9 protein-coding genes are annotated in these 11,936 nt (G+C 64.7%); 6 read left to right on the top strand and 3 right to left on the bottom strand.

Going from position 1 to position 11,936, the window contains the following annotated elements; genetic code table 11:
- Window positions 1-239: 239 nt before the first annotated feature.
- Window positions 240-557: an antibiotic biosynthesis monooxygenase family protein gene (locus tag ACE103_RS04520; protein ID WP_375778481.1), complete on the top strand. Its 318-nt coding sequence runs from the start codon at window positions 240-242 to the stop codon at window positions 555-557.
- A 100-nt stretch (window positions 558-657) separates the two neighbouring features.
- On the opposite strand, the gene ACE103_RS04515 is transcribed toward ACE103_RS04520, so the two are convergent.
- The gene (locus ACE103_RS04515; protein ID WP_375778480.1) at window positions 658-1,845 is read right to left on the bottom strand and encodes a DUF2125 domain-containing protein; all 1,188 of its coding nucleotides are present in this window, start codon (window positions 1,843-1,845) and stop codon (window positions 658-660) included.
- Between the two features lie 177 nt (window positions 1,846-2,022).
- Between ACE103_RS04515 and ACE103_RS04510 the strand changes: the two genes are divergently transcribed.
- From ACE103_RS04510 to ACE103_RS04500, 3 genes are all read left to right on the top strand, one after another.
- The gene (locus ACE103_RS04510) at window positions 2,023-2,631 is read left to right on the top strand and encodes a gamma-glutamylcyclotransferase (RefSeq protein WP_375778479.1); all 609 of its coding nucleotides are present in this window, start codon (window positions 2,023-2,025) and stop codon (window positions 2,629-2,631) included.
- Window positions 2,632-2,749: 118 nt separating this feature from the next.
- Window positions 2,750-4,561: a caspase family protein gene (locus ACE103_RS04505; RefSeq protein WP_375778478.1), complete on the top strand. Its 1,812-nt coding sequence runs from the start codon at window positions 2,750-2,752 to the stop codon at window positions 4,559-4,561.
- 171 nt (window positions 4,562-4,732) lie between these two features.
- A complete protein-coding gene (locus tag ACE103_RS04500) occupies window positions 4,733-8,026 on the top strand; it encodes an efflux RND transporter permease subunit (protein WP_375778477.1) in 3,294 nt (1,097 codons plus the stop codon).
- A gap of 85 nt (window positions 8,027-8,111) precedes the next feature.
- Here ACE103_RS04500 and ACE103_RS04495 read toward each other — a convergent pair whose 3' ends face one another.
- A complete protein-coding gene (locus tag ACE103_RS04495) occupies window positions 8,112-8,516 on the bottom strand; it encodes a carboxymuconolactone decarboxylase family protein (RefSeq protein ID WP_375778476.1) in 405 nt (134 codons plus the stop codon).
- Between the two features lie 445 nt (window positions 8,517-8,961).
- On the opposite strand from ACE103_RS04495, the gene ACE103_RS04490 reads away from it, so the two are divergent.
- Both ACE103_RS04490 and ACE103_RS04485 read left to right on the top strand, forming a co-directional pair.
- Complete coding sequence (locus ACE103_RS04490) at window positions 8,962-9,429, top strand: peroxiredoxin family protein (RefSeq protein WP_375778475.1); 468 nt, start codon at window positions 8,962-8,964, stop codon at window positions 9,427-9,429.
- Window positions 9,430-9,538: 109 nt separating this feature from the next.
- A complete protein-coding gene (locus ACE103_RS04485) occupies window positions 9,539-11,020 on the top strand; it encodes an aldehyde dehydrogenase (protein ID WP_375778474.1) in 1,482 nt (493 codons plus the stop codon).
- Between the two features lie 70 nt (window positions 11,021-11,090).
- Here ACE103_RS04485 and ACE103_RS04480 read toward each other — a convergent pair whose 3' ends face one another.
- The gene (locus ACE103_RS04480) at window positions 11,091-11,846 is read right to left on the bottom strand and encodes an SDR family NAD(P)-dependent oxidoreductase (protein WP_223974211.1); all 756 of its coding nucleotides are present in this window, start codon (window positions 11,844-11,846) and stop codon (window positions 11,091-11,093) included.
- Window positions 11,847-11,936: the final 90 nt, after the last annotated feature.

The raw sequence follows: 11,936 nt of genomic DNA, 5'->3' as shown, positions 1-11,936 counted from the left end.
TATTCCGGTCACGTTTTTCTCATAGCGGCCGCGGGAATGTTTTGCCGCGACAGACGATATCGCGCGCGAGGGGTTAAGGTGTCGATGCACTGCGGAGGGTGGATTTTGCGCAGCACAATCCGCCTCTCAGCCTGCGGAGAGCGACGGCGGACATGTAACAACACCGGTCGCGAGATCGAATTGTCGTTCGGCGCCTGCTTCAGGCTGCCATGGACATTCGAAGGACGAAGGACAGCAACATGATCGGTGAAGTCATTGTGGTCGGTGACCTGAAGTTGCGGGATGACGCCTCGCTCGACGAATACAGCCGGCTGGGCGAACGCATGTACGACATCGTCAGCCGCCTTCCGGGATTCCTCTCGGTGAAATCGTTCAAGGCGGCGGATGGCGAGGAGCTCACCCTGTTTCGCTTTGCCTCGGAAGAAGCGCTCGAGACTTGGCGCCAACATCCGGACCATGTCGAAACCATGCAGCGCGGACATGCCGAATTCTACGCCAGCGGCTTCCTGCAGATCTGCAAGGTGATCCGCGAAGTCGGCCCGTTTGAGCATTCCTGACGATGCGCAGGGCGGATCAGCGTAGCGTAATCCGCCGCACAGCGGGGCGGTGAACAACGGCGGGTTACGGGTTCGCCTAACCCGCCCTACGAAACACCGCTCAGAACAGCGCCGGAATCTGCGCGACTTTCAGCGGACCCAAAAACACCGCGCCATCGGCGAAGCGCAGCGGGAAGCTGCGCGCCTTCTTGCCTTCGAGCGTCGCCTCGGTGCCGAGCGAATTGATGCCGGCGGAGATGCCGGCATTGGCGTTCTGCTTGATCACCTTGCCGAGGCCGGGGATCGCGCGGTCCAGCGCGCCGAACAGATTGCTGAGGTCCTGGCTTTTCACGCCAGGTGCGACGCGATCGAGCGTCGCCTGCGGCACGCCGTCCTCGAGCATCTTGTCGATGCCGAGCGCGGGGATGACGCGCTCGAGGCCGGCGACGGTCATCTGCAGTTCGCCCTCGATGCGGCCTTGCGCGTTGAGGCGGAGCGTGCCGGCCGCGACCGACAGCACATCGCCCTGCTCGATCCGCGACTGCTGGATCTCGACGCTGCCGCCGGCCGACTGAATCTCGCGGAAGCGATCCGGCCACGGCTTCGGCGAAAAATCCTTCAGGCCGTTCAGCCGCGCATGGATGTCGGCGTTGAACGGCTGGGTGAGCAGCGGATGCACGTCCTGCAGGGTGCCGCCGGCGATCTGCAGCACGGTCTCGATCGCCGGGTTGCTCGGGGCCGAGCCGTCGACCTGCCGGCCGTGCAGCTCGATATGATTGACGCGCATCAGCGGCGTCGGCGCGGGACCGCCGGTGCGATCGATGGCGAGATTGTCGAACACCAGCGAGGCGCGCTGCGGCACTGCCGGCAGGCCGACCACGCTGGAGCGTCCCAGGCTCCAGTTGACCTGTAGCGTCGGCTGCGCGTTGCGCTCGGCGATCGTGGCCGGGCCCTTGAACTCGGCGATCACGAGCTTGGGATCGTAGACCTGTGCCACGACCAGGATTTCGGCCAGCCGCGCCACGAACGCCATCTGCGGCGAGGCGGTCTGCGACACCAGCATCACGCTCGGATCGGTGCAACGGACCTCGAATCGAAACGGGTAACCCGCCACCGAACGGTTGCCGCAATCATAGACCCGGCCGGCCGTCGCCTCTTGCGCGCGCCAGGCATCGGCCTGCACGCCGACCTGCGAGGCGGCGAAGAACCAGAAGCCGCTCCACGCGACCGCGGCGATCAGGACCACGACAGGGACGGCATAAAGGCCGAAGCGCGAGCGACGGCGGGGGGCTGAGTTCAAATCGGACATGCGGCGTCCTTTGGCGGGCGAATTTGTCAAAATCGAAGCGGCAGCAGGCCGCGGGCAACCTTTACGCCACCGCTTGCGCAACCTTCGCGCAACCTTTGCGTAACCCTTACGTAACCCTTGGAAACATCACGGAATCTGCTTCGCTTCGACGGCGTGTTCTGCTAGCCCATCTGCGCGATGTCAGCAAATCCTCCCCATTCCGAAACCGACGGCGACCTCTGGGTGTTCGGCTACGGCTCGCTGATGTGGAAGCCGGGCTTCGAGTTCCTGGAGCAAGTGCCGGCGCGGCTGATCGGCGAGCATCGCGCGCTCTGCGTCTATTCGTTCGACCACCGCGGCACGCCGGAGAAGCCGGGCCTGGTGCTCGGGCTCGACCGCGGCGGCGCCTGCCGCGGCATCGCGTTCCGCGTCGCCGCCCGGCTGCGCCACGACACTATCGCTTATTTGCGGGCGCGCGAGCAGACCACCAACGTCTACCGCGAGGTGATGCGCTCGGTGTGGCTGGAGAATGCGGCGCGCGATCGCGTCTCCGCTCTAGCCTATGTGGTCGATCGCGGCCATGTGCAATATGCCGGACGGCTGTCGCTCTCCGAGCAGCTGCGCCTGGTGCAACAGGGCCACGGCCGCTCCGGCAACAACCGCGACTATGTGCTCTCGACCGTCGCCGCGATCGAGAAGCAGGGCTTTCGCGATGCGCCGCTGCATCAGCTGGCGGTGATGCTGCATGATTCGGGCACGACGCTGCATCGAGATGCGCGTGCGGCTGATGGGCGCGACCAGGCTTGAGTGCGAACGCGCCGTCGGCGTCGATCGCGTGCGTTGAGGAACCCCGTTCGCGGAATTTTGCCACGGCGCGAACAACATTGTGGTCTCAATTTCCGGTCGTTGGAATGGAATGACCGGAATGCGCCCCTCTTTGCCCAAGCTCGCCGCGCTCGGCCTGCTGTTGCTGCTGAACTCACCATCTCATGCCGGTCTGCGAGAGGATGGCGCGGCGTGCGACGCCAAGGATCCGCATCCGGAACTCGCGATCCCCGCCTGCACCCGCCTGATCGCCGCCAATCCGAGGGGGCGCGACCTTTCGATCACCTATTACAACCGGGCGCTGGCCTGGCATAACAAGGGCGATCTGGCAAAAGCCAAGGCGGACTACGATCAGTCGATCGCGATCAATCCGTCGTTTGCGCCCTCCTATGGCCAGCGGGCCAAGGTCTATCTGCAAAACCAGGACTATGACCGTGCGCAGAGCGACTTCGATCAGGCGATCCGGCTCAAGCCTGCCGGTCCGTTCAGCGCCGGCTGGTTCAACAATCGCGCCGAGCTGTTCGTCGCCACCGGCGACTATGATCGCGCGCTGGCCGATTACGGCAAGTCGATCGAGCTCGATCCCAACTCGTGGTACTCCTACGTCAATCGCGCGCTGGTCTACGATTTCAGCGGCAAGGATCGGCTCGCGGCGCTGCATTGCCAGGATGCGATCAAGCTCGCGCCGCGCGCAGCCGGCCCGTATTATTGCCGGGCCGTGGTCGAAATCAGCGCCGGCGATCTCGACAACGCCACGCGCGATATCGAACGCGCGATCGGCATCCAGGATGGGCAAGCCGAATTCTACTCGCTGCGAGGCCTGACGCTGGCCAGCAAGGGTGAGCTCGACCAGGCCATGCGCGACTACGACCACGCCACGCAACTCAATGCACAGGGCGCGCTGAACTATGCACGGCGGGGCCTCGCCGACGAGAAGAAGGGCGATATCGAAGCTGCGCGCGCCGACTTCCGCCACGCGCTCGACGTCATCGGGCTCGATCAGCTCGACCGCACGCAGGGCCAGCGCGTCGCCAGGGACGGCCTGCAACGGCTGGATCAGGTCGCCACCACGGAGAAGAGCGTCGTCGCCGATCACGGCGCGACCAAACCTGACACGGTCAAGCCCGCCCCCGCGCTCGCTGCGGCCGTTCCGCTCGCGCCGATCGGCGCGGGCCCGAAGGCAACGACGGCCGAACGGCGCGTCGCCCTCGTCGTGGGCAACTCGAAATACCGCTCCGTCCCGGTGCTGCCGAACCCCGGCCAGGACGCCGCGGCGATTGCCTACACGCTGCGCGCGGTGGGCTTTCAGGATGTCCGCCTCGTCACCGACGCCACGCGGGACAGCCTGGTCGAGGCCCTCAAGTCATTCGCCAGCGCGGCTGACGGCGCCGACTGGGCGGTGATCTACTATGCCGGCCACGGCATGGAGATGGCGGGTGAGAACTATCTGGTGCCGGTCGACGCCAAACTCGCCACCGACCGCGACGTGTCGTTCGAGGCAGTCGCGCTGACCCAGGTGATGGGCGCCACCGAAGGGGCGCGCAAGCTGCATCTCGTCATTCTCGATGCCTGCCGCGACAATCCGTTCGCCAACCAGATCAAGCGCACTGTCGCATCACGCTCGATCGGCAGGGGATTGGCCCAGGTCGAACCCGACAGCGGCACGCTGGTCGTCTACGCCGCCAAGCACGGCCAGGTCGCGCTCGACGGCGACGGCGGCCACAGCCCGTTCGTGACGGCCCTGATCAGGCGCATGCAGACCCCGCGGATCGAGATCCGCAAGCTGTTCGACCTCGTGCGCGACGACGTCATGGCGGCGACGGATCGGCGCCAGCAGCCCTTCAGCTATGGTTCGGTCCCGGGAGCTGAGGATTTCTACTTCGTCGGCACCAGCCAGAATGCGGCGAAGTAGTTTGCATCCGCCTGGCCGAGAACGATGCGATCGGGAATATGGTCGCCATCTGGCGCTTTGTTGCGGCCGGACAAATCGCGGCGGCTGTATGGCGGCGGCCTGTGACATTTAGGCTTTTGCATCGCGGCACGGACAGATAGAAGCTCATCCGCGAACATCGACACTGATACAATGAACCTCTCCGCCCCCTTCATCCGACGGCCGGTCGGCACCACGCTGCTGTCTCTTGGACTGGTGGTGGCGGGCATCATTGCGTTCTTCAAGCTGCCGGTGTCGCCGCTGCCCGACGTCGACATCCCGACCATCATGGTGCAGGCGACCTTGCCCGGCGCCAGCCCAGCCGACGTCGCTTCCACCGTGGCGAGCCCGCTGGAGCGCCACCTCGGCCAGATCGCCAGCGTCACCGAAATGACGTCGACGTCTTCGCTCGGCTCCGCCCGCATCACGCTGCAGTTTGACATCGACCGTGACATCAATGGCGCCGCGCGCGACGTGCAGGCGGCGATCAACGCGGCGCGCGCCGACCTGCCGACCAACCTCCGCGCCAACCCCACCTACCGCAAGTTCAACCCGGCCTCGGCGCCGATCCTGATCTACACCCTGACCTCGGACACGCTGACGCCGGCCGAGCTTTATGATGCCGCCTCGACCGTGCTGGCCCAGAAGCTGTCGCAGGTCGAAGGCGTCGGCGAAGTCTCGGTCGGCGGTGGCTCTCTGCCCGCGGTGCGCGTCGAGCTGATCCCGCCGGCGCTGTACAAATACGGCATCGGGCTCGAGGACGTCCGCGCCGCGCTGAGTAGCGCCAACGCGCACAGTCCGAAGGGTGGCATCGACGTCGGCGACCAGCGCTACCAGATCTATGCCAACGACCAGGCCCGGAAGGCCGCCGACTACAAGCCGCTGGTCGTCGCCTACCGCAACGGCGCGGCGGTGCGCCTGACCGACGTCGGCGACGTCATCGATTCCGTGGAGAATGTGCGCACGCTCGGCCTTTCCAACGGCAAGCCGGCCGTCGTGATGATCGTGTACCGGCAGTCGGGCGCCAACATCATCAAGATGGTCGACAGCGTGAAGGGGCTGATGCCGCAGCTCAAGGCCTCGGTCTCGCCCGCGATCGACATCACGCTGGCGATGGACCGCTCGAAGACGATCCGGGCCTCGCTGCACGACGTCGAGATCACGCTGCTGATCGCCGTCGCCCTGGTGATCCTGGTCGTGTTCGCGTTCCTGCGCAACGCCCGGGCGACGCTGGTGCCTGTGGTGGCGGTCGGCGTGTCGCTGATCGCGACCTTCGCCGTGATGTATCTGCTCGGCTACACGCTCGACATCTTCTCGCTGATGGCGCTGACGGTTGCGACCGGCTTCGTGGTCGACGACGCCATCGTGGTGCTGGAAAACATCACCCGCCACATGGATGCCGGGCTATCGCGGCTGGAGGCGACGCTGGTCGGCACCCGCGAGGTCGGCTTCACCGTGCTGTCGATGAGCGTGTCGCTGATCGCGGTGTTCGTGCCGATCCTGCTGATGGGCGGCCTGGTCGGCCGCCTGTTTCGCGAATTCGCCATGACGATCACAATCGCGATCGTGATCTCACTGGTGGTCTCGCTGACGACGACGCCGATGATGTGCGCGGTGGTACTGCGCAAGGAGGAAGGCCAGTCGCACGGCTGGATCTACCGGATCAACGAGCGCGTCTTCGAGCTGATGCTGAGCGGCTACCGTGCCACGCTCGGCCTCGCGCTGCGGCATCCGCTGCTGGTGATGCTGATCCTGGGCTGCACGCTCTATCTGAACGTCCATCTCTACACGGTGGTGCCCAAGGGCTTCGTTCCGCAACAGGATACCGGGCTGTTGATCGGCTCGATCCAGGCCGACCAGAGCACCTCGTTCCAGCTGATGCAGCAGAAGCTGACGCAGTTCATCGACATCGTGAAATCAGATCCGGCGGTCGATACTGCCGTCGGCTTCACCGGCGGCGGCGGCGTGGGTCCGGGCGGCACCAACACCGGCACCGTGTTCGCCTCGCTGAAGCCGATGGACGAACGCAAGCTCCGCGCCGACAAGGTGATCGAGCGGCTGCGCGATCCCTTGGCAAAGGTGGCGGGCGCCACCCTGTTCCTGCAATCGATCGGCGATCTCGGCGCCGGCGGGCGCTCGGGCAATGCGGCCTATCAATACACGCTGAAGGGCTCGACCTTCGAGCAACTGAACGAGTGGACGCCGAAGCTCGTCGCCGCCTTGCAGAAGGAACCGACCCTCGCCGACGTCAACACCGACCAGCAGAACAAGGCGCTGCAAGCCAATCTGGTGATCGATCGCGACGCCGCCTCGCGGCTCGGGATCACGGTCAGCCAGCTCGACAACACGCTCTATGACGCGTTCGGGCAGCGCCAGGTCTCGACCATCTTCGTCGCGCGCAACCAGTATCACGTGATCATGGAGGTCGCGCCGCGCTTCTCGCAGGACCCGCAGACCCTGAAGGAGGTCTACATCTCGACGTCGGGCGGATCGGCGAGCGGCACCCAGAGCACCAATGCGGTGGCCGGAACGGTGGCCTCGTCCTCGCAGAAGAGCTCGATCAGCTCGATCGCCGCCAGTGTGGTGCGCAATCAGGCGACCAACTCGATCGGCGCCACCGGCAAGGGCGTAGCCTCGACCGGGACCGCGGTCTCGACCAGCGCGGAGACGATGATCCCGCTGTCGAGCGTCGCCCGCTTCGAGCATGGCGAGACGCCGCTTGCGGTCAACCACCAGGATTTGCTGGTCGCCAGCACCATCTCGTTCAATTTGCCGCCGGGCGTCTCGCTCAGCACTGCGACCACCACGATCGAGAACGCGATGCACACGCTCGGCATGCCGGCGGGGATTTCCGGCGGGTTCGCGGGCTCCGCGAAGATCTTCCAGCAGGCGCTGGCGAACGAGCTGTTTTTGATTCTCGCAGCACTCGCGACGATCTACATCTCGCTCGGCATGCTCTACGAGAGTTACATCCACCCGCTGACGATCCTCTCCACTTTGCCCTCGGCCGGCGTCGGCGCGGTGGCGGCGCTGATGCTGTCGCATACCGACTTCGACATCATCGGCATGATCGGGGTGATTCTGCTGGTCGGCATCGTGAAGAAGAACGCCATCATGATGATCGACTTCGCGCTCGATGCCGAGCGCCAGCGCGGATTGTCGTCGCGCGATGCGATCTACCAGGCCTGCATCATGCGCTTCCGCCCGATCATGATGACGACGCTCGCCGCGCTATTCGGCGCCGTGCCGCTGATGATCGGCCTCGGCGAAGGCAGCGAGCTGCGCCAGCCGCTCGGCATCGCGATCTTCGGCGGCCTGATCCTGAGCCAGATCCTGACGCTTTACACCACGCCGGTGGTCTATCTCTATCTCGACCGCGCCCGCCTGTGGACCCAGCGCCGTCGCGCCGCACGGCGCGCACGCCGGGCCGCGGCAAGCACGTCCTGACCAGGCCGTGTGCTCGCAATTCCGGAACACGTGTGCGGAGTAGCGAGACCCGCGTTACCCCTACAAGAAAAATTGACACCAAGGGCTATTTCGGTGCGGACAGTCTATCAACTTCCTGTTGGAATTTCTGCATGTCATAGCCCGAGCCTTGCAGCATCGTGCTGTTGAAACGGACGAGCGCGGCGGTTGCAATGGCCTCCTTGATCTGAGCATCGGTCGCACCAGCGGCTTTTGCCAATTTGGTGTGACCGTAAACGCAATAGACACAGGGAATCTGTGCTGCCACGCCGAGGGCAATGAGTTGCTTGGTCTTCGCGTCCAAAGCTCCCTTGGGATTCATCAAGGCCAGCTGTAGGTCCCAATGCTGCTTCAGTGCCTGGTCAGGAAGTGTCTGTTTGAAATAATCAGGGGCCTCCTGAGCGCTGACGCTTGGTCCCGTTGCCAAGGCCAACAACAGCGCTAAACCAGCATTCGCCAGTAAGGTTCTCATGACTGATCTCCCTTAAGGGACGCCGACAAAAAATCGGCGCGCAACCATGGTCTCCTGCAATGAAAGTGGCTGCATCGCCTCGCTGTGGCTCGGCTTGCAGCTACCCTAATTACAGCAGGGAAATGCGACTGGCGAAATATGCTCGATGGTCTATTTTGCGCAGCAGCAATTGGGTGTCGCCAATGTCTCTTGCGGGTCACAAGAGGACATCTCGGCGGCCGCCTGTCCGCTTCACCGCTCAAGGCGGACGTCCCGGATTTATGAGACCAGGTTGAAGCGTCATCGCGCGTTAGCCTCTTGTCCGAGCGTGTTCTCGGCGCAAACGCGTTCCGCGTTTGTCGCGAGGGACGACTGCTTCGCACTTTGCCGGATCATGCTTTGGGTCGTTGACAGACCTTGTCCCGCCTTGCCAATTTGCCGAAAGGCAGCGCAAGGAACTGAGATCGTGACTCCAGCACCCGAAATCGCCGCGTCGCGCTGGTTCAACACCGGCGAGCCCCTGACCCTGGCCGGGCTGCGCGGCCGACCGGTTCTGCTGCACGCATTCCAGATGCTGTGTCCCGGCTGCGTCTCGCACGGCACGCCGCAGACCCAACGCGCGTTCGAGCTGTTCAAGCATTCCGACCTGCAAGTGATCGGGCTGCACACCGTGTTCGAGCACCACGCGGCGATGACGCCCGTGTCGCTGGAAGCCTTCATCCACGAATACCGCCTGACCTTCCCGATCGGCGTCGACGAAGCCGGCGACGGCACGCCGATCCCCGTCACCATGCAGCGCTACGGCATGCAGGGAACCCCGACCAGCATCCTGATCGGCCGCGACGGCAACATCGTGCATCACGGTTTCGGGCAGCAGAGCGACATGGCGCTCGGCGCGATCATCGCAGCCGAGCTTGCCGCGCCGCACGGCTGATACCGGCCCACACTGCCTGCAACCCATTCCCGCGGCTGCGTTATGACGGCGTCGCGCAATGCGTGATACGGTTTCGCCAAGCAGAACCGTCGCCTTGCGGGAGGATGTCATGAAGACCTATCAGCTCTACATCAACGGCCAGTATGTCGACCCCGCCAATGGCGAGTGGTTCGAGACGGTCGATCCCTATCGCGGCGAGGCCTGGGCCAAAATCCCGCGCGGCTCGGCCGCCGATGCCGACAAGGCGGTGAAGGCCGCCAACGAGGCGATGTGGCGCGGCCCGTGGGCGAAGATGACGGCCTCCGCGCGCGGCAAGGTGATGCGCAAGCTCGGCGACCTGGTCGCAGCCAATGCGGAGCGCCTCGCCGAGATCGAGGTGCGCGACAACGGCAAGCTGATGGCCGAGATGCTGGGCCAGCTCCGCTACCATCCGGAGTGGTGGTGGTATTTCGGCGGCCTCGTCGACAAGCTCGAGGGCGGCCTGGTGCCGATCGACAAGGCGGACACGTTCGCCTACACGACGCATGAGCCGGTTGGCGTCGTCGCAGCGCTGACCGCGTGGAATTCGCCCCTGCTGTTCGTCGCCTGGAAATGCGCCGCCGCGATCGCAGCCGGCTGCGCCGTGGTCGTCAAGCCCTCGGAATTCACCTCGGCCAGCACGTTGGAATTCGCGGCACTGACGAAAGAGGCCGGGATTCCGGACGGCATCTTCAACGTGGTGACCGGCTTCGGGCCCGAGGCGGGCGCCGCGCTGATCTCGCATCCCGGCGTTGCCAAGATCACCTTCACCGGATCGGACACGACAGGCGCAAAGGTCTACGAGACCGCGGCCAAGGGCCTCAAACGCGTCTCGCTCGAGCTCGGCGGCAAGTCGCCGAACATCGTGTTCGAGGATGCGGACCTCACGGCGGCCGCGGCCGGCGCGATCTCCGGCATCTTCGCCGCCACCGGCCAGACCTGCATCGCCGGATCGCGCCTTCTGGTGCAGAGCTCGATCAAGGAGAAGTTCGTCGCGCGCGTGCTGGAGCTGGCGAAATCCGCCAAGATCGGCGATCCGATGCAGGCCGACACCAACGTCGGCCCGATCACGACACCGGCGCAGTACAAGAAAGTGCTCGACTACATCGATATCGCCAAGGCCGAAGGCGCGCGCTGCCTGCTCGGCGGCAAGCCGGCCACCGGCGACGGCATCAAGGGCGGCCAGTTCGTCGAGCCGACCATCTTCACCGATGTCGACAACACGATGCGGATCGCGCGCGAGGAGGTGTTCGGCCCGGTGCTGTCGATCATCTCCTTCGACACCGAGGAGGACGCCATCCGGATCGCCAACGACACAATCTACGGCCTTGCCGCCGGCATCTGGACCAAGGATCTCGCCCGCGCCATCCGCGTGCCGAAGCAGCTCCGCGCCGGCACAGTGTGGGTGAACACTTACCGCGCCATCAGCTACATGATGCCATTCGGCGGCATGAAGTTCTCCGGCGTCGGCCGCGAGAGCGGCATCGACGCGGTGCGCGAATATCAGGAGACCAAGAGCGTCTGGATCTCGACCGCAACGGACGTGCCGGCCAATCCGTTCGTGATGCGGTGATAGGCCTCTGATCTTTGGTTCACCTTTCCCTGATGGCGGAAAGGTGAACCGGGCTCACGCGCCGCTGCCGCTAATGCATCGCCATCGGATTGCCGCCGTCCACGACAATCGTCTGCCCCGTCACGCTGTCCATTCGGCAATAGGCCACCACAAGCTGGGCGATGTCATCGGCGCTTCCGGTTCGTCCAAGGACTGACTGGGCGCGCGCCGCTTGCCGCATGGCTTCGGGCACGCGCTCCGCCATGCGCGTTCCTTCAACCAGGCCGGGGGCAACACAATTGACGGTCACTTCGGGCGACAGCGTGACTGCCAGGCAATGGGTGAGGTGGATCAATGCCGCCTTGCCGACCGCGTAGGCGATACTGCTGCCGCCCGGTGCAACCCCGGCGATTGAGGCAATGTTGACGACGCGACCGGCCTTGTACCGCCGAAGCTCGGAGGCAAAGCCGCGTGCCAGCAGAAATGGTCCGCGAAGATTCGTTTCAAGGATCCGATCCCAGATCTCGGGCGTCAAGGCGTCGAGTTCCTTGAACGGGATGCCGACGTTCCAGGCAGCGTTGTTGATCAGGATATCCAACCGACCAAAGTGGCCGGTCACGGCTTTGACACACGCATCGATCGATTGAGGATCGCGCTGATCAAGCTGTACTGCGTGACTGCGCCGGCCAGCTTTCCGAAGCGCGTCGACCAGTTCACCCGCGCGCGCCGTTTCCGCCACGTAGGAAACGGCAACGTCCGCGCCGGCGGCGGCGAGAGCCTTGGCTATCGCCTCTCCGATTCCACCGGAGCCGCCGGTGACCAATGCAACTTTTCCGTTGAGCTCCATGGCTGGCTTCCCCTTCGTCCACACGAACGGCAACGCTCGAGGCGAAGGATACACGTTTCAGCGCATCCGGCAAAAATTGCGGTAAATCCA

Source organism: Bradyrhizobium sp. ma5 (assembly GCF_042258955.1).
Classification (GTDB): domain Bacteria; phylum Pseudomonadota; class Alphaproteobacteria; order Rhizobiales; family Xanthobacteraceae; genus Bradyrhizobium.
Note: the sequence above shows the minus strand (reverse complement) of the source record. Positions and strands in the feature narration are given on the sequence as shown.